Here is a 21,123-nt window from a genome sequence, read left to right as displayed (position 1 = left end):
GTCCCGTCCCGTCCCGTCCCAGGAGGACCGATGCCGTCCCGCCCCGCCCGCACCACCGGCATCGTCCTCGCCGCCCTCGGACTCGTCGCCGTCGTCCTCGCGATCGTGCTGCTCGTCCGGCCCGCCGGCGGGGGAGCGCCCGGCGCAGCCACGGCGTCCGGGGGCCCGTCCTCGGCGCCGTCCGGGACCGCTCCGGCGACGTCCGCCGCTCCCGGCTCCGCGGAGGCGGCCGACGGCGCCGCCGCCCCCGCGCCGACGGCCTCCGCCGCTCCGTCCGACACCGAGCCGGGCACCGCATCCGACGCTCTTCCCGTGATCGTCTCCTTCGCCTCCACCCCCGCCTCCGTCGACTGCGAGGGCGACCGCACCGCCTCCGTCCCGCTCGCTCTGTCGTGGGAGACGAGCGGAGGCGCCACCGCCCGCCTGGCCGTCGGCACCACCGACGCGAGCGCGGGCGAGCTCGTCGACCTCGTGGAGTCCGGCTACGCCGCCGTCACCGCCGACTGCCGCGACTCCGAGACCCTGATCACCCTCGCCGTCCTCGCTCCCGACGGCACCACCGCCCAGCGCACCCTCGTCGTCCCCGCCTCCTGAGCCGCTCCGACCGCGTGGAGGCGGTCACGGAGGCGTCGAGCGGCCCCGGCACGGCAGAATGGGACACGATGACCTCCACACCCCCTCCGCTCGGCCTGCTCCTCGACGTCGACGGGCCCATCGCGAGCCCCGTCACGCGCACGATCTCGATCCCCGAGATCGCCGACGACCTCGTCACCCTGGCCAACGCCGGCATCCCGATCGTGTTCAACACGGGCCGCTCCGACGCGTTCCTGCGCGAGCGGGTCCTGCCCGCGCTCCTCGAGCGCGGCGTCTCGGCCGAGGCCCGCATCGTCTGCGTCTGCGAGAAGGGCGCCGTCTGGTTCACCGTCGACTACCGCGGCACCTCGGAGCCGATCGTCGACGAGTCGCTCGCGATCCCCGAGCCGGTGGCCCGCGACCTCGAGCGGATGATCCGCTCCGACTACGACGACCTGGTCTTCTTCGACGAGACCAAGCGCGCCATGGTCTCGGCCGAGCAGCTGGTCGACCTGCCGAGCGAGGACTACCTCGAGCGCCAGCTCGTCTTCGACGCCGACGCCCTGCAGATCATGACCGCCGCGGGCCTCGGAGTCGAGCGCCGCGGCATCCGGTACCCGAACGAGGAGGGGACGGTCGACTTCCGCATCGACCCGACCGTCATCTCGACCGACATCGAGTCGAACCGGCTCGGCAAGGACCTCGGCGCCCAGCGCGCCGTGGAGCTGCTCGGAGCGACCGGCGCGATCCCGCAGCGCTGGCGCACGGTCGGCGACTCCCGGAGCGACTACGCGATGGCCGACTGGCTGTTCGAGCACGCCTACGACGTCGCCCACGTCGACGTGCGGCCCGCAGAGGGCGTGCCCGAGAAGCCCTACCCGGTCCTCGTCGTCGACGGAGCCGTGAACGACGCGGCCGGCGCCGCCGTGCTCCGCCGCTGGACGGAGCTCGTCGCCGACGAGACGACGCCCGAGGTCGGCGGCGCGATCTCGCTCCATGCCCGGAGCTGATCCGCAACCCTCGTCCCTCGTCGCTCAGGCCCGTTAGCGTTCGAGCATGAGAATCGCAGTCACCGGTGGATCCGGCAAGCTCGGCCGCCACGTCGTCACCCGCCTCCGCGCCTCCGGGCACGAGGTCTTCAACCTGGACCGCGCGGGGGACCGCGGCGCGGGCTTCGTCCGCATCGACATCGCCGACTACGGCCAGGTCGTGGACGCGCTGCAGTCGGTCAACGACCAGTACGAGGGCATCGACGCGCTCGTGCACCTCGCCGCGATCCCCGCGCCGGGCCTCGTGCCCGACGTCGCCACGTTCCACAACAACATGATCGCGACGTTCAACGCGTTCCACGGAGCGATCCGTGCCGGCATCCGCAACGTCGTCTACGCCTCCAGCGAGACCGTGCTGGGCCTGCCCTTCGACGTCCCGCCGCCCTACATCCCGGTCGACGAGCAGTACCCGGCGCGCCCGGAGTCGGTCTACTCGCTCACCAAGCACCTCGAGGAGCAGATGGCGATCGAGCTGTGCCGCTGGCACCCGGACCTGAAGATCACGGGCCTGCGCTTCTCGAACGTCATGGACGAGGCCGACTACGCCGAGTTCCCGTCGTTCGACTCCGACGCGCTGCTGCGCAAGTGGAACCTCTGGGGCTACATCGACGGACGCGACGGAGCGCAGGCGGTCGAGAAGGCGCTGCTCGCCGAGACGACCGGGTTCGACCGCTTCATCATCGCCGCGGCCGACACCGTGATGACGCGCCCCAACGCCGAGCTGGTGGCCGAGGTGTTCCCCGGCGTCGAGCTGCGCGGCGACCTCGGGACAACCGGCACCCTGCTCTCGATCGACCACGCCCGCGAGGTCCTCGGCTACGCCCCCGAGCACTCCTGGCGCGACTCGCAGCAGGGCTGACCCGCGGGCCCGGCGCATCGGGATCCGCGCTGTTCGTCGGTGGGGTGGATCCCGATACGCGGGCTGCGCCCGCTCCTCGATCAGCAGGGGTGCGGTCGGCCCGTGACCGTGCCGGTCGAGGAGCGGCAGCGCGGCGTCTCGAGACCCGCCCTGTTCGTGCGCGGCTCGGCTCGCCGCCCCACGCACGAGCGCGCCCGGTCCGCAGGACGACTGCAGGCCGGGCGCGCTCCGTGGAGCCGAGGATCAGCTCGGGATGTAGTTGAAGGTGTCGGGGTCGGGGCCGGTGCGGTGGCCGCGGTCGAGCGCCGTGATGTCGGTCATCGCCTCGTCGTCGAGCTCGAAGTCGAAGAGGGCGAAGTTCTCCTCCACGCGCTTGCGGGTGACCGACTTCGGGAAGACGATGTCGCCGCGCTGGATGTGCCAGCGGAGCACGACCTGCGCCGGGCTGCGGTCGACGTTGCGCGCGATGCGGGTGATGGTGTCGTCGTCGAGGACGAGGCCCTGCGCGATCGGCGACCAGGCCTCGGTCGCGATGCCGTGCTCGGTGCCGTAGGCGCGGAGCTCCTGCTGCACGAGGTAGGGGTGCACCTCGATCTGGTTCACGGCCGGGACGATGGTCGCCTCGGCGCGGAGCCGGTTGAGGTGGTTGGTCTGGAAGTTGGAGACGCCGATCGCCTTCGCCTTGCCGCTGCGGTAGATCTCCTCCATCGCCTTCCAGGTCTCCAGGTAGTCGCCCACGTTCGGGAGCGGCCAGTGGATGAGGAAGAGGTCGACGTAGTCGAACTTCAGCTCGCCGAGGGTGACGTCGATCGCGGCGAGAGCGTCCTCGCGGGCGTGGAAGCCGTTGTTGAGCTTGCTGGTCACGAAGACCTCGGAGCGGTCGAGGCCGGAGGCGCGGACGGCCTCGCCGACGCCCGCCTCGTTGCCGTACATCTCGGCGGTGTCTATGTGGCGGTAGCCGACCTCGAGGGCCGCCAGGGTCGCGTCCTTGGTCTCGGCCGGGTCGATCTGGAACACGCCGAAGCCCAGCTGCGGGATCTCCACGCCGTTGTTCAGGGTGATCGTGGGGACCGTTGCGGTGTCGTCGCTCATGAGCGAGTACGTCCTTTCGTCGGGGCGAGGGCGCAGTGGAGCCGCGCCGTCGTGCCTCCAGTCCATCGCCTGCGGCTCTCAGCATCAACCCCTTGCGCGCTCGGCGGACATCCAGCTTCCCCGCGGAGGAGGAGTCGGATCCCCTGAGCAGAGGTGCGCCCGCTCCGGGAACGCCGAAGGCCCCCGGCACGGATGCCGGGGGCCTTCGGGGAGCGCGACTTACGCGCGGGACTTGCGGCCGACGATCGCGCCGTAGATGAGGAGGACGACGATCGCACCGACGACGGAGACGATGATGCTCACGATGTTGATGCCGTTGACGGCGTCCTGGATGCCGAACAGCGTGCTGAGGAAGCCGCCGAGCAGCGCGCCCACGATGCCGAGGACGATCGTGATGATCCATCCGCCGCCCTGCTTGCCGGGGAGGATGAGCTTGGCGAGCGCCCCGGCGATGAGGCCGAGGATGATCCAGCTGATGATGCCCATGATGTTTCTCCTTCAGTTCGTGCTCGATCGGCCGTTCCGATGCGAGCGGAGACACCGGCGGGCCGGTGTCCTGTGAGTCGTGGAAGCGGAGGTCAGCGGAGGCGGCGCTGCACCTTGTCGCGGGCCTTGCTCGCGATGGCGGTGAGCTGCTTGGCCTCGCGCTTGGAGGTCTTCTTGAGCTTCTTGCGGGTCTTCTTCGTGGCCGGGTCGTTCCACACGCCGAGTGCGAGGTGGCGCAGCTCTTCGTAGCGGCCACGGCCGGCGCGGGAGCCGAACACGTAGGCGGTGAAGGCGACCAGTGCCAGCAGGACGAGGCGGGGATTCATGCGGTGACCCTTCCATCGGAGAGCACCGGGTCGTGCTCGACACCCATTTGACTCTCCTGCGCAATCCGTGACAAACCACGGCCCGACCATTGACAGGGACCCCTCGCATCGTGTTCCGCGTGCGCGTGTACCCGATTCAGCCGCAGGCCGGAGACGTCTCGGCCGGGAAGCGAGCGTGGAGGTAGTGGCCGTAGCCGCCCTCGACCCGGTTGTCGCGGCGGCCGGAGGTGACCACCTCGCCGCGGTCCGTCGCTCCGACCCGGGCGCCGCTCGCGCGCAGCCGCTCGACGAGCAGGACGTCCTCGTGCAGCGGCTCCCGGCCGAAGCCGCCCGCCGCGAGGTATGCGCTCGCGCGGACGCCGAGGTTCGCGCCGTGGATGCTGCCGATCGACTCCTCGCGCGCGCGGACGTCGCGCCAGCGCGAGTAAGCGCCGGGGGAGAGGTCGGCCGGGTCGGGCCGGACCGTGCCGAGCAGCGCGTCGTGCCGTCGCGCGTGCTCGACGTGGGAGGCCAGCCAGTCGCGGGGGACCACGGTGTCGGCGTCGGTGTTGGCGATCCACACCTGCTCGAGCGGAGCGGTGACGGAGGAGAGGGCGTGCGCGATCCCGGCGGAGCGGGCGGCGCCGACTCCGCAGCGGGCGAGCTCCAGCACCTCGGCGCCGGCGGCGCGGGCCCGCTCGCCGGTCGCGTCGGAGCAGCCGTCCGCGGCGACCACGAGGCGCATCCCGATTCCGGGCGCCCGGTGGGCGAGGTGGGTCGCGCTCGCCCGGACGGAGGCGATCAGGCCGCCGATCCGCTCCTCCTCGTCGAGGGCCGGGACGACGACCAGCACCTGCGCGAGCCGGCTCACACCAGCCCCGTCCGGCGGGCGACCGAGCGGGAGTCGCGGGCGTGGACCTCGAGCAGGACGTCCTCCTCCTCGTGGCGGGCGAGGCGGTGCAGGCCCAGCTCGGCCACGGCGGACTGCACGGCGTCGCCGTCCAGAGCGAGCCCCTCGATCGGATGCCGCCAGTGCACGGTGACGAGCTCCCCCGCGGGGGCGAGGGCGTCGCGGATGGTGCGCAGCACGCCGGGGAGGGCGTCGCCGAGGTAGTAGCCGACCTCCGAGAGCACGACCAGGTCGAACGGACCCTCCGGCACGCCGCGGGTGATGTCGTGGTGCTCGACCCGCACGTGCTCGAGCGGAGCGAGGCGGCGGGCGGCGCGCTCGACGGCGGCGCTCGACACGTCGATCGCCAGCAGGCGGTCGGCCCGGTCGGCCAGCGCCTCGGCCAGCACGCCGATCGAGGCGCCGATCTCCAGCACGGAGCCGTAGCGCTGCTCCGGCAGGCTCGCGAGGGTCAGGGCGCGCTTGCGCTGCTCGTACCAGCGGCTCGTGTACCCCCACGGGTCCTCGTGGCGGGCGTACAGCTCGTCGAAGTAGCTCATGCGATCCTCACCAGCCGGTCGTCCCCGGTGAAGGTGCGCAGGAAGAGCGGATGGAGCACCGCACCGGTCCCGTCGGGCCCGGGGCGGGTCTGGCTGGGATAGCGGGAGCGGGCGCGGCGGGTGCGCTCGAGCAGCTCGTCGTCGAGCGGCAGGCGCACGAGGTCGCCCCACGGCACCTCGGGGTCCTCCGGGTCCGCCCAGTGCCACAGCCAGATCGGCGCGGCGAGCAGCGGCTGCCCGAGCTCGCGCGCGACCTCCGCGCAGATCTCGCCGACCACGCGGTGGTCCCGATGCCCGTCCCCGGTCCAGGTGGAGAGGAGCAGGACGGTCCCGGGGGCGCCGGCCGCCCGCTCGCGCACCTCGCGTGCGATGCGCTCGTGGTGCTCCGGGGTCGCCGAGTCCGGCACGTCGAGGAAGGCGAGTCCGATGCCGGGGCCGAGCTCCGCCAGGGCGTCCGAGGCCTCCCGCCGGCGCTCGGCAGCGAGGTCCGCGTCCCGCTCCCCGTGGGCCGCGGCTCCGTCGGTCACGACGACGACGTCGACCGCGATCCCGCGCCGACGCGCGAGCGCGATGGTGCCGCCGCAGCCGAGGGTCTCGTCGTCGGCGTGCGCCACGACCACCAGGACGCGCCGGATCCCGTCGGGCAGGGTCAGCTCCGGGAGGCGGTCGCGGCGGCCGTCCGCGGTCCAGCGCTCGAGAGGAGTGCCCTCGAGGCGCCCGTCGAAGGGCCGGCTCACCAGGAGGCCGCCTCGCCCGAAGCGAGCACGGCGCGGCCGAGAGCGGCGTCGTCGCGCTCGGCGTGGTGCTGGCGGACGTAGAGCGTGAGATCGGCGACGCGCTTGGCGTGCTCGGCGTCGAGGGCGAGCGGAGCCGGGCCGAGCGCGCGGCCCGCGCGGAGCAGGATCTCCTCGACCGCTCCGGCGACGCTCGCCCGCACGCGCTTGGCGAGCAGCGAGCCGCGGGGGCCGTCGGCCTCGCCCGCGTCGACCGCCGCGGCGGCCTCGTCCAGTGCCCGGCGCGACGCGGAGAGCGCCGTGTCGATCGCTCCGAGGTGGGCCAGGAGGTGCGGGTCCTCGCGTCGGGCGGCCGCCGCCGCGACGGCCGCCGCGACTCCGAGGGCTCCGCCGTGCCAGCAGGCGGCGACACCGATGCCGCCCCAGGCGAAGCCGGGTCGCGAGAGGTACCAGCCGGCGTCGCCCACGGGGACGGCGCGGGTGCCGGAGAAGCGGACCGGTCCGCTGGGCACCTCCGTCAGGCCCCGCGCGTGCCAGGCGTCCTGCTCCGGCGTCGCCGTCCCGTCGCGCAGCGCCACGGCGAAGAGGCGGCGCTCGCCGGAGCCGTCCCCCACGTGGGCGGTGACGAGGGCGGCGTCGAGGCGGTCGGCCAGCGAGCACCAGGGCTTCACTCCGTCGAGCAGCCAGTCGCCGTCGCTCTCGCGCGCGACCAGAGGATCCCCGCCGCCCTCGGCCGCGAAGACCCCCCAGGCGGCGTCGGCGGCGACTCCGAGTCCGGACGGGTCGAGCTCCGCCTCGCCGAGGATCGCGAGAGCGTCGAGGTGCGGCTCCACCGCGCGCGCGACGCCGAGGTCGTGCCGAGCCAGGCGCTCGAGGAGACCGTGCAGCTCGGCGGTGCGACCGGTGCCGGGCCGGGGCGCGTCGGCGCTCAGACCGCGCGCGAAGCCGAGTGCGCCGTCGACGTCGTGGGGGAGGAGAGAGGAGGAGTGCTGGTCCATCGCCTCCGAAACTACGCAGTCGAGCGGGCGGCGTCCGGCGATTGTCCCCGAACGGACGGGGTGCTAAGCGTCAGATGTCAAGGTCGTTGATCCTGTGCAGGAGAGAGGCGAAGAGCTCGACGTCGGCGAGCGCCCAACTGCGCAGCTCCTCGTGCATCAGCGCCTGGTTCGAGCTGCGGATCTCGCGCAGCCGCGCGGCGGTCGCCGGAGTCACCGAGAGGATCGTGGCGCGGCCGTCCTGCGGGTCGGGGGTGCGCTCGAGGAAGCCGAGGCGGTCGAGCGCCGTGATCTGGCGGCTGAGCGCCGACTTGTCCATCTCGAGGAGCTCGGCCAGCACGCCGGAGTGCACGGGTCCGCGGCGCTCGAGCGCCGAGATCGTCTTGTAGCCCAGCGGCGTCAGCTCCGGGTGGAGACGCTCGGCGTAGGAGCGCATCGCCGCCCGCACACGGTTGAAGAGGGTGCTGAGCTCGCCCTCCACCGAGGCGATCGCGGAGTCGACGTCGCGGGCGGAGTCGGGGGTCGGGCCGGTCATGCCTCCAGCATCCCGCGCGAGGACCCTCCTCCTCGACTTGCGCCCGCGCGCCGCGATGACGTACGCTTCCCGAAGCCAAAGACCGCCGGTTTCCGGTGTGCGCACGAGCAGGGCCCCGGCCCCGCGGATCGCCACCGGACGAAGGATTCGCGAAGCGAATTGCCCGCGCAGGTGCACGAGTTCAGTTCCGCCTCACCGCGATCCCGAAGCTCCGCGCCCCTGTGCCGGAGCTTTTTTCTTTGCCTGCCTTCGGGCTACCGGCACGAGAATTCACAGGAGTAGCCATGGCGAACAAGGAAGCCTCGGTTGCCGAACTCACGGAGAAGTTCCAGAGCTCGACGGCCGTTCTGCTGACCGAGTACCGCGGTCTCACTGTTGCTCAGCTCAAGACGCTGCGCAAGGACATCAGTGAGCACGCAACCTACGCCGTGGTGAAGAACACGCTGACCAAGATCGCGGCGAACAACGCCGGTATCTCGTCCTTCGACGACGAGCTCGCTGGCCCCTCGGCCATCGCGTTCGTGCACGGCGACCCTGTCGCCGTCGCGAAGTCGCTGCGTGCCTTCGCCAAGGCAAACCCTCTCCTCGTGGTCAAGGGCGGTTACTTCGACGGTAACCCGCTGACCGCAGAAGAGGTGGGCAAGCTCGCCGACCTCGAGTCCCGCGAAGTTCTGCTCGGCAAGCTCGCCGGCGCCTTCAAGGCCTCGCTGTTCGGCGCCGCATATCTGTTCAACGCTCCGCTCTCGAAGGCCGTTCGCACGGTCGAGGCGCTGCGCGAGAAGCAGGAGTCCGCGAGCTGACGTCTTCCCCTTCCGGGAAGCAGTGCGCGCGCGGTTCGTAGACAAAGAAAAACAAGGAGAAAAATCATGGCAAAGCTCACGCAGGACGAGCTCATCGAGGCCTTCAAGGAGCTCACGCTCATCGAGCTCTCGGAGTTCGTCAAGAAGTTCGAAGAGGTCTTCGAGGTCACCGCTGCGGCGCCCGTCGCCGCCGCCGGTGTGGCCGGCCCGGCCGCCCCCGCCGAAGAGGTCGAGGAGCAGACCGAGTTCGACGTCGTGCTCGAGGCCGCCGGCGAGAAGAAGATCCAGGTCATCAAGGAGGTGCGCGCCCTCACCAGCCTCGGCCTCGGTGAGGCGAAGGCGCTCGTCGACGGTGCCCCCAAGGCGGTCCTCGAGGCCGTCAACAAGGAGACCGCCGAGAAGGCCAAGGCTCAGCTCGAGGGCGCCGGCGCGACCGTCACCGTCAAGTAATCCCCTTCACCCGTCGCGGGTGCCGGCTCCGGTCGGTCGCTCGTCAGGGTGACGCAGGCACGCCTGCAGACGCAGGGCGTCGTCTTCTCGGAGGCGGCGCCCTTCGTCGTTCCCCGCCGTTGGCGGCGCGCGCCCCTAGGATCGGAGCGTGACTGCTCACGATCTGCTCGCCGGGCTCCCCGCCCGCGACGTCCCGCCCAGCGAGGTCTCGCTCAGCGAGCTCCTGAGCGACTTCGTCTCGGTGACGCACCGGATCACCCGCCTCGCCGCCCAGGCGACCGGCAACCAGGAGTCGCAGGCCGTCTGGCGCACGCTCTCGGTGCTCCTCTCGATGGGCCCGATGCGCCTGGGGGAGCTCGCCTCCCAGAGCCGCGTCTCGCAGCCCACGATGACCAAGATCGTGAAGAACCTCGTCGAGACCGGCTGGCTGGACCGCATCGCCGATCCCCTCGACGCGCGCGCCTGGCAGATCCGCCTGGCTCCCGCCGGCGCGGACGCGCTGAACGCCTGGCGGACCGACCTCGGCGACGCGCTGACGCCGATCTTCGCCGATCTGACTCCGGAGGACCGCCGCGTCCTCGAGCGCGCCGTCGAGATCATGCACGAGCGCCTCGTCGTCGGTCCGCGCGACTGACCCCTCCCGCGCGGTTCCGCCGCGCGGCACACTGGTCGCGTGCAGATGCGACTCGAGCTCGTCCCCCTCCCCGTCAGCGACGTCGACCGCGCGGTCGCCTTCTACACGGAGGTGATGGGCTTCCACCTCGACCACGACGTGCGGCCCTCCGCCGCGATGCGCGTGGTCCAGCTCACCCCGCCCGGCTCGGCCTGCTCGATCGTGGTCGGCAGCGGGATGGGCCCCGGTCCGGAGGAGGGCGTCGTCCGCTCCCTCCACCTCGTCGTCGACGACATCGCCGCCGCTCGCGCGGAGCTCGTCGGCCGCTCGCTCGAGATCAGCGAGGTCCAGGACCTGGGCGGCGTGCAGTACGCGTACTTCGCCGATCCGGACGGCAACACCTGGGCGCTCCAGGAGATCGGGAGCAGGACGCCCCCGGAGTGAGTCAGTCCTCGGGCCAGCGGACCCGGGCGTCGACGTCCGGGTGCTTGCGCAGCCAGGCCGCGACGAAGGGGCAGCGCGGGACGACCGTGCCGCCCGCCTCCGTGATCGCGGTGACCGCGGCCCGCGCGAGGATGCTCCCGAGGCCGTGGCCCTCCCACGCGTCGTCGACGACGGTGTGGGTGAGCGTCACCTCGTCGCCCTGGCGGGTGTACGCGGCGAAGCCGGCCGGAGTGCCGCCGACCTCGATCACGAAGCGGGACCGCTCGGGGACGTCGCGGACAGTGGGGGTGTCGGAGTCGCTCATGCTCCGATTCTCGCCCCCCGCGGCGCCGAGGTGCTGGTGCGGATCACCAGCGAGGCGGGGATCAGCGTGTGGCGGGCCGGGGGAGGGGGCTCGCCGCGACCGAGGGCGGCCAGCGCGTCCAGCACCAGCGCGACCGCGAGCTCGCCCTGCTGGCGCGGGTCCTGGCGGATCGAGCTGAGACCGAAGAGCTCGGCGAGTGGGTGGTCGTCGATCCCGATGACGGAGACGTCCTCGGGCACCGAGAGGCCGAGCTCGCGCGCCGCGAGGATGATCCCGATCGCGATCTCGTCGGAGGCGGCGAAGATCGCCGTCGGCCGGGTCCGCGGGTCGCCGAGGACCTGCCGTCCGGCGCTGTGCCCGCCGGGGATGTCGAAGGTGGTGGGCACGATGTCCTGCGCGCCCGGCTCGAGGCCGGCGGCGGCGAGCGCCTGGCGGAAGCCGTCGCGGCGCTGCGTGTGGACGTGGAAGTCCATCTCCTCCTCCGCGAGCCCGCCGATGTGGACGACCCGCTCGTGGCCGAGGGAGAGCAGGTGCTCCGTGGCGAGGCGGGAGGCGGCGACGTCGTCGATGCTGAAGGTGGGGATGCCGGGGAGCTCGCCGCCGATGCCGACGATGGGCTTGCCCAGGGCGAGGAGCGCCTCCGTCTCGTGCGGCGAGATCTCGAGGGTGACGGCGACGATCGCGTCGACGCGCTTGCGGACGAGATAGTACTCGAACACGCTCCGGCGGGCGTCGAGGTGCTTGTCGATGTTGTAGAGGAGCAGGTCGTAGCCGGCGGCGAGCAGGGCGCGCTCGATGCCCTCGATGATCCCGGCGAAGAACCACTGGTTGATGATCGGGATGATCACGGCGATGTTGTTGCTGCGGCCGGTGACGAGGCTGGAGGCGTTGGCGGAGACGACGTAGCCCAGGCTCGTCGCGGCGCGCTCGACGCGCTGCTTCGTCCCCGCGGAGACGTAGCCCCGGCCGCTGAGCGCGCGCGAGACCGTCGCCTTCGACACTCCTGCGAGCTCGGCCACCTCTTCGATGCCTGGCACGGCGTTCCTCCCGACCGTCCGGCCTCGATGCTGGAAACGGTTCCAGGAAGTTATACCCCGCCCGGCGGCCGGGCGTCGCGCCGAGATCGATCTCCGCCCGGCCCGGCCGCCGTGATCGCTGTTCTGACGCCGAATCGTTATCTCAGAGAGCGCTCTATCACCGGCGTTGTGCTTTCATCGTTCTTGTGGAAAGGTTTCCCTCCGTGGGAGCCCACCCACACGAATCCGGTGATCCGCTCGGAGTTCCTCCTGGCATCGCCATCACCAGCATCCGAGTCGTCGCGGCACACGCTTCGAGCCGCCACAGCCTCCCGATCCCGATCGGCGAGGAGCGGCCTGCTCGGCTGGTTCCACCACTCAATGAGGAGGAAGAATGCGGTCATCCCTGCACCGCCGTATCACCGTCCCGGTCGCCGTTCTGGCAGCGGCCGGCATCGCACTCGCGGGCTGCTCCAGCAGCAGTGACCCCAACGACCCGAACGCCGGCGGCGGCAGCTCGGCCGGCACGGTCGGCACCGCCGACGGCGTCGTCAACGTCTACGGCACCATCAACGGCGACGAGGCCACCCTTCTCGAGCAGTCCTGGGCGGACTGGGAGAAGGAGAGCGGCATCGAGATCAAGTACACGGGCGACAAGGAGTTCGAGAAGCAGATCGGCATCAAGGTCCAGGGTGGCGACACCCCCGACCTCGCGATCTTCCCGCAGCCGGGTCTGCTCGCCGACACCGTCGCCTCCGGCAAGGTGCAGGAGCTCCCCGAGGGCGCCCTCGCCAACGTCAAGCAGAACTGGTCCGAGGACTGGCAGAAGTACGGTCAGGTCGACGGCACCCAGTACGGCGCGCCGCTGATGGCGTCCGTCAAGGGCTACATCTGGTACTCCCCGGCCAAGTTCAAGGAGTGGGGCGTCTCCGTTCCCACGACGTGGGACGAGATGGAGGCGCTCGGCAAGACGATCGCCGAGAAGACCGGCGGACCGTCCTGGTGCGCGGGCTTCAACTCCGGTGAGGCCTCCGGCTGGCCCGGAACCGACTGGATCGAGGACGCCGTCCTCCGCGAGGCCGGCCCCGACGTCTACGACTCCTGGGTCGCGGGCGACACCCCCTTCACCGACCCGGCCATCAAGTCCGCGTTCGACTCCGTCGGATCGATCCTCCTCGACCCGACCCTCGTCAACGCCGGCTACGGCGACGTGAAGTCGATCAACTCCACCGCCTTCGGCGACGTCGCCCAGAACATGGCGAACGGCACCTGCGCGCTGACCCACCAGGCCTCGTTCTTCGAGGGCTTCCTGACCTCGGCCGGCGCCAACGTGGCCGAGGACGGCGACGTGTGGGCCTTCCTCACCCCGCCGGTCAAGGCCGACGACGCCCAGGCCGTCACCGGTGGTGGCGAGATGGTCGCCGCGTTCTCGAACGACGAGGACACCGCGAAGGTCCAGGAGTACCTGGCCAGCGCCGACTGGGCCAACAGCCGCGTCTCCCTCGGCGGCGTCATCTCCGCGAACACCGGTCTCGACCCGGCCAACGCGGGCAGCGACGTCCTGAAGGACTCCATCGCGATCCTCCAGAACCCGGACACCACGTTCCGCTTCGACGCGTCCGACCTCATGCCGAAGGCAGTGGGCTCGGACAGCTTCTTCAAGGGCATGGTCGACTGGATCGACGGCACGAGCACCGACCAGGCGCTCGAGGAGATCCAGGCCGGCTACACCTCCTAGCAGCGGAGCAGAGCCGCCGCTCCCGAGTGGCGGCTCAGCTGTGACGGCCCGGCCCCCGGATCCACGGATCCCGGGGCCGGGCCCCTCCTGAGTCCAGAGTCGCACTCGAAAGGGCGTCCATGTCCCCCATCACCATCTCGGGGTTCTTCCAATGGCTGGCGGGAATCCCGCCGCTCGCGCAGATCCCGCTCATCCTCCTGGCCTTCGCGGCCGTGGTGGCGCTCATCCTCTTCTTCGTCGAGATCGCGCCCCGCCGCGGCACCGGCTACACGGTCCTCCGGCTCGCGGTGACGGTCGTCCTGCCGGTCGTCCTCCTGCTGGTGTTCGGCCTCTACAACTCCGTCCTCTGGGTCGCGGTGGTGGCCGCCGTCATCGGCGGCGCGCTGTTCCTGCTCGACTTCCGGTCCCGCAAAGGCGCGGGCTACGGACTCCAGCTCATCGCGTTCATGGCACCGGCCGCCTTCTTCATCCTCATCGGCCTGATCTACCCGACGATCACGACGGCCATCAACGCGTTCATGAAGAACGACGGCTCCGGATTCGCCGGCATCGACAACTTCGTCTGGGTCTTCACCAGCCCCGACGGCATCACCGCCTTCCTCAACACGGTGGTCTGGGTGCTCCTGGCCCCGATCACGGCGACCGCGATCGGTCTCGCCTACGCGGTCTTCATCGACAAGAGCCGCGGCGAGAAGTTCTTCAAGCTGCTGGTCTTCATGCCGATGGCGATCTCGTTCGTCGGCGCGTCGATCATCTTCAAGTTCTTCTACGACGTGCGCCAGGGCGAGCAGATCGGCCTCCTCAACGGCATCCTCACCGCCTTCGGCGCCCCGCCGGTCGACTGGCTGGGACTCGAGCCGTGGAACACGCTGTTCCTCGTCGTCGTCCTCATCTGGACCCAGGCCGGATTCGCCATGACGGTGCTCTCCGCCGCCATCAAGGGCGTCCCCTCCGAGCAGCTCGAAGCGGCCTCGCTCGACGGAACCAGCGCGTGGCAGTCCTTCTGGAACGTCACCGTCCCCGGCATCCGCTCCTCGATCGTGGTCGTCCTCACGACGATCTCGATCGCGTCGCTGAAGGTCTTCGACATCGTCTCGGCGATGACCGGCGGCCGCTCCGACACCACGGTCCTCGCGTTCGAGATGGTCCGCCAGTTCCAGCTCGGCGCCCGCAGCGGCTACAGCGCGGCCCTCGCGGTCATCCTGTTCCTGCTCGTGCTCCCGATCGTCGTCTACAACGCCCGCCAGCTCGCCAAGCAGAGGGAGATCCGATGAGCGTCACGCCCACTCCGATCCAGGTTCCGGTCGACCGCAGCACCGAGCGCGCGCTCGCCCGCGGCGAGTCCAGGATCGAGGCGGCCAGCGGCAAGGTCAAGAAGGCGACGACGTCGCGCGGCGCCACCCTCGCCGCGCTGATCATCGCCGTCATCTGGACCGTCCCCACCCTCGGTCTGTTCATCTCGTCGTTCCGCCCCGCGAACGACATCAAGACGACCGGCTGGTGGACGATCTTCGCCAACCCCGGCTTCACCCTCGACAACTACGCGAACGCGCTCAACTCCGGCGACAGCCTGACCCTGGGCAAGGCGTTCGTGAACTCGCTGGTCATCACGCTGCCGGCGGCGCTGATCCCGATCACGATCGCCAGCCTCGCCGCCTACGCGTTCGCCTGGATCGACTTCAAGGGCCGCAACACGCTCTTCGTCCTCGTGTTCTCGCTCCAGATCGTCCCCATCCAGATGGCGCTCGTGCCGCTGCTGCAGCTGTTCTCGGACGGCCTGCGCATCGGAGGGCTCTACATCCTCCCCGGCCTCGGGGTGAACGGGTTGGACGGCTCCTACGCGAAGGTGTGGATCGCGCACACGATCTTCGCGCTCCCGCTCGCGATCTTCATGCTCCACAACTTCATCTCCGAGATCCCCGGCGAGGTCATCGAAGCGGCACGAGTGGACGGCGCCGGACACGGCCAGATCTTCTTCCGCATCGTCCTCCCGCTCTCGGTCCCCGCCATCGCCTCCTTCGGCATCTTCCAGTTCCTCTGGGTCTGGAACGACCTGCTGGTCGCGACGGTCTTCACCTCCGGACAGGGGCTGCCGATCACGAAGGCGCTGCAGGACCTCACCGGCTCCTACGGCCAGTCGTGGGAGCTGCTCACGGCCGGCGCGTTCATCTCGATCATCGTGCCGCTCATCGTGTTCTTCTCCCTCCAGAGGTTCTTCGTCCGCGGCCTCCTCGCCGGCGCCACCAAGGGCTGACGACCCGCGGGGGTGCCGTGGGCGGCGTTGTCGTCGTCGGCGGTAGCTCCGCTACAGCTCTCCTCCTCCGCCTTGCCCACGACACCCCCGCGGGCCGTCAGCACTGCTCGTCGAGGGGAATAGGGTGCACGAACGAAGGCCCGGGTCCTGCTGCGCAGGACCCGGGCCTTCGTCGTGCGGTGGCGCCGGGGGCGGCCACCAGGGGAGCACGGCGCCGGGGGCGGGCGACGGGGAGCGGCGCCTGCGGCGGCCGTCTCGGGCCGGGGGCGGCTAGCGGCGGAGCGGCGTATCGAGACCTGCGGACCCAATGGTGGTCGAGTAGCGGTGGAGCGGCGTGGCGAGACCGGGCAACGGAGAGGTGCCCGGCACCGGCATCGGGTGCGGGACGGCGCGTCGGCGCGGCGCGGGCTTGCACGACTTCGCCGTGGGCGGAAGGGCGGGGGTCCGGGGGCGGGCGGGGCTAGGGTCGAGCCGTGAGCAGGATGGGTGACGTCGCGGCAGGCGGCGGGATGCGCGGAGGGGCGCGCGGCGGGAGGATCTCGAGCAGCGATCCGGACAGCCAGCGGGAGATCAACGCGGCGGCTCCGAAGGTCGACGACCTGCTCCGGCGCATCGCGGGACTCTTCCGCGACCACCGCCCCAAGCTCACGCTCACCGTGATCCTCGTGCTCGTCGGCGCCGCCCTCACGGTGGTGCCGCCGCTCCTCACCCAGCTGGCCTTCGACCGCGGGCTCTTCCCGCCCGGCGGACGCCCGAACCTCCCGGTGCTGCTCGAGCTGGTCGGCGTCATGGTGCTGGTCTGGGCGTTCTCGGCGATCCTCGGCGTCTGGCAGACCTACCTCACCGCGACCGTCGGCAACACGGTCATGGGGGAGCTGCGCATCCGCCTCTTCCGCCACCTGCAGGCGATGGAGCTCGGCTTCTTCACCCGCACCCGCACCGGCGTCATCCAGTCGCGCCTCGCCAACGACGTGGGCGGCGTGGCCAACGTGCTCACGAACACCGTCTCGAGCGTGCTCGGCAACACCGTCACCGTGATCGCGGCCGTCGTCGCGATGCTCCTGCTCTCGTGGCAGATGACGATCGTCGCCCTCGTCCTCACTCCGGTGCTCGTCGTGGCCCAGCGCCGCGTCGGCCAGGTGAGGGCGCGCATCGCGACGAAGACGCAGGAGTCGCTGTCCGAGATGACCGCGATCACCCAGGAGACCCTGAGCGTCTCGGGCATCCTCCTGGCCAAGAGCTTCGGCCGCCAGGAGTCGGAGGTGACGCGCTACGCCGACGAGAACGGCCGCCAGATCGAGCTCCAGGTGCGGCAGCAGATGTCCGGCCAGTGGTTCTTCGCGATGGTGCAGATCTTCCTCTCGGTCATCCCCGTGATCGTGTACCTCGTGGCCGCCTGGCTGATCCTCGGCGGCACCACCGTCACCGCCGGGACCGTCGTGGCCTTCACCACCGTGCAGGCGCGCCTGATGTGGCCGCTCCTGGGCCTGATGCGCGTCGCGCTCGACCTGCAGACGGCCGGAGCGCTGTTCGCTCGCATCTTCGAGTACCTGGACCTGCGCCCGGCGATCACGGACCGGGCCGATGCACGCGAGGTCTCGGGCGAGCTCGGCCGGGTCGAGCTCGACGACGTCGTGTTCCGCTACCCCGACCAGGCGGAGGACGCGCGCCCGACGCTCGACCATGTCTCGGTCGCGATCGAGCCGGGCCAGTTCGTGGCCTTCGTCGGTCCCTCCGGCGCGGGCAAGACCACCATCTCCTACCTCGTCCCGCGCCTCTACGACGTGGCCGGGGGAGCGGTGCGCTTCGCCGGCACCGACGTGCGCGAGCTGCGGCAGGAGTCGCTCGTCTCGCACATCGGCATCGTCAGCCAGGAGACCTACCTCTTCCACGCGACGATCGGCGACAACCTCCGCTACGCCCGCCCGGACGCGACGCAGGAGGAGCTGGAGGCGGCCGCCCGCGCCGCGAACATCCACGCGACGATCACGTCGTTCCCCGACGGCTACGACACGCTGGTCGGCGAGCGCGGCTACCGGCTCTCCGGAGGCGAGAAGCAGCGGCTCGCGATCGCGCGCGTCCTGTTGAAGGACCCGGCGGTCCTCATCCTCGACGAGGCGACCAGCGCCCTCGACACCGTCTCGGAGCGGATCGTCCAGACCGCGCTCGACGACGCCGCCCGCGGCCGCACCACCATCGCGATCGCCCACCGGCTCTCGACCATCGTGTCGGCCGACGTCATCCACGTCGTCGAGGGCGGCCGGATCGTCGAATCGGGCACCCACCGCGAGCTGCTCGGCCTCGGCGGACTCTACGCCTCGCTCTACGCACAGCAGACGGAGTCGGCCCTCCAGGGCTGAGCCGCGGATCGGCGGCCGGACTCCGCGGGGCTACTCGCAGCCGACGCCGTCTGAGTCGCCGGGCCCCGTGCACGACGTCGGCGGAGAGCACGTGCCCCTCCCGGTGGGGGAGGCGCACCAGTCTCAGCCGATTTCGTGCGCGCCGGAGGCGGTCACTCCGCCGGCCGGTCCTCGAGCATCTGCTCCATCAGCGAGATCTCGGCCTCCTGGGCCTTCACGACGGAGGAGGCGAAGTCGGTGGCGACCGTCACGCGGCTCCGGGCGAGCAGCGCCTCGGCCATGTCGATCGCGCCGCGGTGGTGGGCGATCATCAGCTCGAGGAACATCCGGTCGAAGTCGCGGCCCGACGCGCTGCTGAGGGCGGCGATCTGGTCCGGCGTCGCGAGACCGGGCATGCTCGCGGGCACGACGCCGTCCTCGGTCCCCATCCCCATCGACGAGTGCTCGTCGGCGGCTCCGGCCAGGGTCGGCCGGCCCATCCAGGTCATCGAGGGCTCCGGAGCAGCCTGCGGCAGGCCCCACGAGTTCAGCCAGCCGAAGAGCTGCCCGGCCTGCTGCTGCTGGGTGAGCAGGATGTCCTTCGAGACGGTGAGGACCTCGTCGTCGGCGCTGCGCTCGCGGGCGATCATCGCCAGCTCGGCGCCCTGCAGGTGGTGCACCTGCATGTCGCGCGCGAAGCCCGCTTCGGCGCTGGCGCTCGAGGGCGTCGCCGCGGAGGCGAACGGGGCGAGCACGCCGAAGAGGTAGCCGCCGGCCGCCCCGAGGAGGAGCGCGACCACGGCGACCGCGGCGACGAGGATCCGGCCCCTACTGCTTGCCGGACGCATCGATCCCTCCGGTGCAGGGGGCGCCGGGCTCCGGAGCGCTCGAGGACTGCCAGAAGCGCTCGACGAAGGCGTCGATGCGGGGGTCCTCGGGCGAGTCGATCGCGACCTGGGCGTCCCAGGCGCTCAGCACGATGGGCGACTCGAGGCCCTCGTAGGGCGAGACGACGGAGTAGGTGTCGGGCATCGCCGCGATCAGCGCGTCGACCTCGCTCTGCGGGAGCTCGGGGTCGTACGTGGCCCAGACGGCGCCGTGCTCGAGGTCGTGCACCGCGTTCTCGTTCGGGACGGGCTCGTCGTAGACGCCGCAGTTCATCCACACGGCGTTGTGCGGGCCGCCCGCCGGCGGGGTCTGCGGGTAGTCGACGGCGCCGGCGACGTGGGTGGCGTCGTTGTCGAAGGTCTGCAGGCCGTCGATCTCGCGCGCCTCGACGATCTGCTGGTTCCCGAAGACGGTGACCGCGACGATCCCGCCGACAGCGAGGACGGCCAGGGCCGACAGCGACCAGATCCAGATGCGGGAGCCGCGCTTGCGGCGGTCCTGCTCGCGCTTGTAGGCCTCGAGCTTCTCCTGTCGGGCGCGGTTCTTGGCGGACATCGTGTCTTTGGGCACGGCGGCGTCTCTCGTTCTGAGGGCGGAAGGCGCCTGGGGCGGGCGCAGGCGCCTGAGAGGCGCTCTCAGAGGATAACGAGCGAGGCTTCGGATCGGATCAATGCGCGGTCAGGAGGGATCTCGGTACTCCCGAGGAGCGGGCTGCTCGATCAGCAGGAGAGGAGGCCGCGGAGGAGTGGGACGGTGCGCCGCGGCTCCGCTCAGGGGGCGAAGGTGAGCCAGAGCAGCAGGCCGTTCAGGACGATGAGGAAGACGGCGGCCAGGGCGGCGGCGAGGGTGGTGAACCAGCGGTTCGTCTGGTCGCCCATCAGGCGGCGGTCGCGCGTCAAAATCACGAGCGGCACGAGCGCGAAGGGGATGCCGAACGACAGGACCACCTGGCTGAGCACCAGCGCGCGCGTCGGGTCGAAGCCGATCGCGAGCACCAGGAGCGCCGGGATCAGCGTGACCAGACGACGGGCGACGAGCGGCACCCGCACCTGGAGCAGACCGTGCATGATCTCGGCGCCCGCGTACGCGCCGACCGAGGTCGAGGCGAGGCCGGAGGCGAGCAGGCCGACGGCGAACAGGGTCGCGACCACCGGTCCGAGCGCCGCCCCGATGGCCGCGTGGGCGCCCTCAAGGCTGTCGGTCCCGGCGACTCCCGCGAGGGAGTGCGCGGCGAGGAGCAGGATCGCGAGGTTCACGGTGCCGGCGATGGCTAGCGCGATCGTCACGTCGATCCGGGTGGCGACCAGGATCCTCCGGCGCGCGCCGACGCCCTCGACGTGGCCGAAGCGGTCGCGGGCGAGCGCGGAGTGGGCGTAGATCGCGTGGGGCATGACGGTCGCGCCGAGGATCGAGGCGGCGAGCAGCACCGACTCCGAGCCCTCGAAGCGCGGCACGAGACCGGCGACAGTCGCGCCCGCGTCCGGCGGATCGACGACCACGCCGACCGTGAAGCCGACGGCGATCAGCACCATCAGCGCCGTGATCACCCGCTCGAACGGCTGCGCCCCGCCCCGCGTCTGCACGAGCAGCAGCACCAGCGAGACCGCGCCGGTGACCACGCCGCCGGCCAGCAGTGGCAGTCCGAAGAGCAGGTTCAGCGCGATCGCGCCGCCGATCACCTCGGCCAGGTCGGTCGCCATCGCGACCGTCTCGGCCTGCAGCCAGTAGGCCCGGCGGCCCCAGCGGCCGCGCAGGCGGTCGCCGAGCAGCTCGGGGAGGCTGCGGCCGGTCATCAGGCCGAGCTTCGCCGAGAGGTACTGGATGAGCCAGGCCATCAGGTTGCCGAGCACCACCACCCAGACCAGGAGGTAGCCGAACCGGGCGCCGGCCGTCATGTTGCTGGCGACGTTGCCCGGGTCGAGGTAGGCGACTCCGGCGACCAGCGCCGGGCCGAGCAGGCGGAGGAGGTGGATGTCGGCCGGACGCCGCGGCGGTGCGGCGATCGGTGAGGTCATTCGGGGTCCGTTCCGGGTCGACCGCGGCGCTCGCGGACCCCCACGATAGGGCACCGGCGCGACCGGCGGCACTCCCCTCCCGAGACCGCTCCCTGTGCCTCCGCCCACCCCCGTCACACGCCGGGAGCCGGTTGCTACGCTGGCGGGATGAGCCTGGATCGCGCCCTTCCCGCACGCCCGGAGAC

Annotated in this window: 24 protein-coding genes; 11 read left to right on the top strand and 13 right to left on the bottom strand. The window is 71.4% G+C overall.

What is annotated here, in order from left to right; translation table 11 throughout:
- Nucleotides 1-30 precede the first annotated feature (30 nt).
- From C5C25_RS13895 to C5C25_RS13885, 3 genes are all read left to right on the top strand, one after another.
- On the top strand, nucleotides 31-594 hold the full coding sequence (locus C5C25_RS13895) for a hypothetical protein (RefSeq protein WP_104250943.1): 564 nt from the start codon (nucleotides 31-33) through the stop codon (nucleotides 592-594).
- Nucleotides 595-662: 68 nt separating this feature from the next.
- The gene (locus C5C25_RS13890; RefSeq protein ID WP_104234599.1) at nucleotides 663-1,583 is read left to right on the top strand and encodes a hypothetical protein; all 921 of its coding nucleotides are present in this window, start codon (nucleotides 663-665) and stop codon (nucleotides 1,581-1,583) included.
- Between the two features lie 46 nt (nucleotides 1,584-1,629).
- Nucleotides 1,630-2,481: an NAD(P)-dependent oxidoreductase gene (locus tag C5C25_RS13885; protein WP_104227477.1), complete on the top strand. Its 852-nt coding sequence runs from the start codon at nucleotides 1,630-1,632 to the stop codon at nucleotides 2,479-2,481.
- Between the two features lie 243 nt (nucleotides 2,482-2,724).
- Here the strand turns inward: C5C25_RS13885 and C5C25_RS13880 are convergent, their stop codons facing one another.
- From C5C25_RS13880 to C5C25_RS13845, 8 genes are all read right to left on the bottom strand, one after another.
- Entirely contained in the window at nucleotides 2,725-3,573 is an 849-nt protein-coding gene (locus C5C25_RS13880) for an aldo/keto reductase (protein WP_104224329.1), read from the bottom strand.
- A gap of 219 nt (nucleotides 3,574-3,792) precedes the next feature.
- Entirely contained in the window at nucleotides 3,793-4,059 is a 267-nt protein-coding gene (locus C5C25_RS13875; protein ID WP_104224330.1) for a GlsB/YeaQ/YmgE family stress response membrane protein, read from the bottom strand.
- Between the two features lie 92 nt (nucleotides 4,060-4,151).
- Complete coding sequence (locus tag C5C25_RS13870) at nucleotides 4,152-4,385, bottom strand: hypothetical protein (protein WP_104227476.1); 234 nt, start codon at nucleotides 4,383-4,385, stop codon at nucleotides 4,152-4,154.
- A 136-nt stretch (nucleotides 4,386-4,521) separates the two neighbouring features.
- On the bottom strand, nucleotides 4,522-5,235 hold the full coding sequence (locus C5C25_RS13865; protein WP_104250942.1) for a glycosyltransferase family 2 protein: 714 nt from the start codon (nucleotides 5,233-5,235) through the stop codon (nucleotides 4,522-4,524).
- Nucleotides 5,232-5,813, bottom strand: coding sequence for a class I SAM-dependent methyltransferase (locus C5C25_RS13860; RefSeq protein WP_104234596.1), 582 nt, complete (start codon nucleotides 5,811-5,813; stop codon nucleotides 5,232-5,234). The genes C5C25_RS13865 and C5C25_RS13860 overlap by 4 nt, the downstream gene beginning before the upstream one ends.
- Entirely contained in the window at nucleotides 5,810-6,550 is a 741-nt protein-coding gene (locus C5C25_RS13855; RefSeq protein ID WP_181133706.1) for a PIG-L deacetylase family protein, read from the bottom strand. The genes C5C25_RS13860 and C5C25_RS13855 overlap by 4 nt, the downstream gene beginning before the upstream one ends.
- On the bottom strand, nucleotides 6,547-7,545 hold the full coding sequence (locus C5C25_RS13850) for an acyl-CoA dehydrogenase (protein ID WP_219814411.1): 999 nt from the start codon (nucleotides 7,543-7,545) through the stop codon (nucleotides 6,547-6,549). The genes C5C25_RS13855 and C5C25_RS13850 overlap by 4 nt, the downstream gene beginning before the upstream one ends.
- A 70-nt stretch (nucleotides 7,546-7,615) precedes the next feature.
- Entirely contained in the window at nucleotides 7,616-8,077 is a 462-nt protein-coding gene (locus C5C25_RS13845) for a MarR family winged helix-turn-helix transcriptional regulator (protein WP_104224334.1), read from the bottom strand.
- Between the two features lie 284 nt (nucleotides 8,078-8,361).
- Here C5C25_RS13845 and rplJ point away from each other — a divergent pair, with 284 nt between their 5' ends.
- From rplJ to C5C25_RS13825, 4 genes are all read left to right on the top strand, one after another.
- Nucleotides 8,362-8,877, top strand: a complete 516-nt coding sequence (gene rplJ, locus C5C25_RS13840; RefSeq protein WP_055791018.1) for a 50S ribosomal protein L10 — start codon at nucleotides 8,362-8,364, stop codon at nucleotides 8,875-8,877.
- 66 nt (nucleotides 8,878-8,943) lie between these two features.
- Complete coding sequence (rplL, locus tag C5C25_RS13835) at nucleotides 8,944-9,327, top strand: 50S ribosomal protein L7/L12 (protein WP_104224335.1); 384 nt, start codon at nucleotides 8,944-8,946, stop codon at nucleotides 9,325-9,327.
- Between the two features lie 148 nt (nucleotides 9,328-9,475).
- Nucleotides 9,476-9,961, top strand: a complete 486-nt coding sequence (locus C5C25_RS13830) for a MarR family winged helix-turn-helix transcriptional regulator (protein WP_244229591.1) — start codon at nucleotides 9,476-9,478, stop codon at nucleotides 9,959-9,961.
- A gap of 39 nt (nucleotides 9,962-10,000) precedes the next feature.
- On the top strand, nucleotides 10,001-10,384 hold the full coding sequence (locus C5C25_RS13825) for a VOC family protein (protein ID WP_181074635.1): 384 nt from the start codon (nucleotides 10,001-10,003) through the stop codon (nucleotides 10,382-10,384).
- 1 nt (nucleotide 10,385) lies between these two features.
- On the opposite strand, the gene C5C25_RS13820 is transcribed toward C5C25_RS13825, so the two are convergent.
- Nucleotides 10,386-10,688: a GNAT family N-acetyltransferase gene (locus C5C25_RS13820; RefSeq protein WP_104224336.1), complete on the bottom strand. Its 303-nt coding sequence runs from the start codon at nucleotides 10,686-10,688 to the stop codon at nucleotides 10,386-10,388.
- Nucleotides 10,685-11,725 (bottom strand): LacI family DNA-binding transcriptional regulator, encoded by a 1,041-nt coding sequence (locus tag C5C25_RS13815; protein WP_104224337.1) that lies wholly within the window; start codon nucleotides 11,723-11,725, stop codon nucleotides 10,685-10,687. The genes C5C25_RS13820 and C5C25_RS13815 overlap by 4 nt, the downstream gene beginning before the upstream one ends.
- A 373-nt stretch (nucleotides 11,726-12,098) precedes the next feature.
- Between C5C25_RS13815 and C5C25_RS13810 the strand changes: the two genes are divergently transcribed.
- From C5C25_RS13810 to C5C25_RS13795, 4 genes are all read left to right on the top strand, one after another.
- Nucleotides 12,099-13,442 (top strand): ABC transporter substrate-binding protein, encoded by a 1,344-nt coding sequence (locus C5C25_RS13810; protein ID WP_104227181.1) that lies wholly within the window; start codon nucleotides 12,099-12,101, stop codon nucleotides 13,440-13,442.
- A gap of 119 nt (nucleotides 13,443-13,561) precedes the next feature.
- A complete protein-coding gene (locus C5C25_RS13805) occupies nucleotides 13,562-14,716 on the top strand; it encodes a carbohydrate ABC transporter permease (protein WP_181027270.1) in 1,155 nt (384 codons plus the stop codon).
- Nucleotides 14,713-15,696 (top strand): carbohydrate ABC transporter permease, encoded by a 984-nt coding sequence (locus C5C25_RS13800; RefSeq protein WP_104224339.1) that lies wholly within the window; start codon nucleotides 14,713-14,715, stop codon nucleotides 15,694-15,696. Before C5C25_RS13805 ends, C5C25_RS13800 begins: the two co-directional genes overlap by 4 nt.
- A 482-nt stretch (nucleotides 15,697-16,178) precedes the next feature.
- The gene (locus tag C5C25_RS13795) at nucleotides 16,179-18,056 is read left to right on the top strand and encodes an ABC transporter ATP-binding protein (protein WP_104247708.1); all 1,878 of its coding nucleotides are present in this window, start codon (nucleotides 16,179-16,181) and stop codon (nucleotides 18,054-18,056) included.
- Nucleotides 18,057-18,208: 152 nt separating this feature from the next.
- Here C5C25_RS13795 and C5C25_RS13790 read toward each other — a convergent pair whose 3' ends face one another.
- The 3 genes from C5C25_RS13790 to C5C25_RS13780 all read right to left on the bottom strand — a co-directional run bounded on the left by C5C25_RS13790 (nucleotide 18,209) and on the right by C5C25_RS13780 (nucleotide 20,938).
- On the bottom strand, nucleotides 18,209-18,883 hold the full coding sequence (locus C5C25_RS13790) for a DUF305 domain-containing protein (protein ID WP_104250941.1): 675 nt from the start codon (nucleotides 18,881-18,883) through the stop codon (nucleotides 18,209-18,211).
- Nucleotides 18,864-19,493, bottom strand: coding sequence for a DUF3105 domain-containing protein (locus C5C25_RS13785; RefSeq protein ID WP_258069422.1), 630 nt, complete (start codon nucleotides 19,491-19,493; stop codon nucleotides 18,864-18,866). Before C5C25_RS13785 ends, C5C25_RS13790 begins: the two co-directional genes overlap by 20 nt.
- Nucleotides 19,494-19,693: 200 nt before the next feature.
- Nucleotides 19,694-20,938, bottom strand: a complete 1,245-nt coding sequence (locus tag C5C25_RS13780; RefSeq protein WP_104227179.1) for an Nramp family divalent metal transporter — start codon at nucleotides 20,936-20,938, stop codon at nucleotides 19,694-19,696.
- Nucleotides 20,939-21,123: the final 185 nt, after the last annotated feature.

It is taken from the genome of Rathayibacter sp. AY2B9 (assembly GCF_002931595.1).
Taxonomy (GTDB): Bacteria; Actinomycetota; Actinomycetes; order Actinomycetales; family Microbacteriaceae; genus Rathayibacter.
This window is presented reverse-complemented; position numbering and strand designations above follow the sequence as displayed.

Excerpts from the sequence above, each read along its gene's own strand:
- C5C25_RS13895 (WP_104250943.1), top strand. The coding sequence starts at position 31 with ATGCCGTCCCGCCCCGCCCGCACCACCGGCATCGTCCTCGCCGCCCTC.
- C5C25_RS13890 (WP_104234599.1), top strand. The coding sequence starts at position 663 with ATGACCTCCACACCCCCTCCGCTCGGCCTGCTCCTCGACGTCGACGGG.
- C5C25_RS13885 (WP_104227477.1), top strand. The coding sequence starts at position 1,630 with ATGAGAATCGCAGTCACCGGTGGATCCGGCAAGCTCGGCCGCCACGTC.
- C5C25_RS13880 (WP_104224329.1), bottom strand. The coding sequence starts at position 3,573 with ATGAGCGACGACACCGCAACGGTCCCCACGATCACCCTGAACAACGGC.
- C5C25_RS13875 (WP_104224330.1), bottom strand. The coding sequence starts at position 4,059 with ATGGGCATCATCAGCTGGATCATCCTCGGCCTCATCGCCGGGGCGCTC.
- C5C25_RS13870 (WP_104227476.1), bottom strand. The coding sequence starts at position 4,385 with ATGAATCCCCGCCTCGTCCTGCTGGCACTGGTCGCCTTCACCGCCTAC.
- C5C25_RS13860 (WP_104234596.1), bottom strand. The coding sequence starts at position 5,813 with ATGAGCTACTTCGACGAGCTGTACGCCCGCCACGAGGACCCGTGGGGG.
- C5C25_RS13850 (WP_219814411.1), bottom strand. The coding sequence starts at position 7,545 with ATGGACCAGCACTCCTCCTCTCTCCTCCCCCACGACGTCGACGGCGCA.
- C5C25_RS13845 (WP_104224334.1), bottom strand. The coding sequence starts at position 8,077 with ATGACCGGCCCGACCCCCGACTCCGCCCGCGACGTCGACTCCGCGATC.
- rplJ (WP_055791018.1), top strand. The coding sequence starts at position 8,362 with ATGGCGAACAAGGAAGCCTCGGTTGCCGAACTCACGGAGAAGTTCCAG.
- rplL (WP_104224335.1), top strand. The coding sequence starts at position 8,944 with ATGGCAAAGCTCACGCAGGACGAGCTCATCGAGGCCTTCAAGGAGCTC.
- C5C25_RS13820 (WP_104224336.1), bottom strand. The coding sequence starts at position 10,688 with ATGAGCGACTCCGACACCCCCACTGTCCGCGACGTCCCCGAGCGGTCC.
- C5C25_RS13810 (WP_104227181.1), top strand. The coding sequence starts at position 12,099 with ATGCGGTCATCCCTGCACCGCCGTATCACCGTCCCGGTCGCCGTTCTG.
- C5C25_RS13805 (WP_181027270.1), top strand. The coding sequence starts at position 13,562 with ATGTCCCCCATCACCATCTCGGGGTTCTTCCAATGGCTGGCGGGAATC.
- C5C25_RS13800 (WP_104224339.1), top strand. The coding sequence starts at position 14,713 with ATGAGCGTCACGCCCACTCCGATCCAGGTTCCGGTCGACCGCAGCACC.
- C5C25_RS13795 (WP_104247708.1), top strand. The coding sequence starts at position 16,179 with ATGGGTGACGTCGCGGCAGGCGGCGGGATGCGCGGAGGGGCGCGCGGC.
- C5C25_RS13790 (WP_104250941.1), bottom strand. The coding sequence starts at position 18,883 with ATGCGTCCGGCAAGCAGTAGGGGCCGGATCCTCGTCGCCGCGGTCGCC.
- C5C25_RS13780 (WP_104227179.1), bottom strand. The coding sequence starts at position 20,938 with ATGACCTCACCGATCGCCGCACCGCCGCGGCGTCCGGCCGACATCCAC.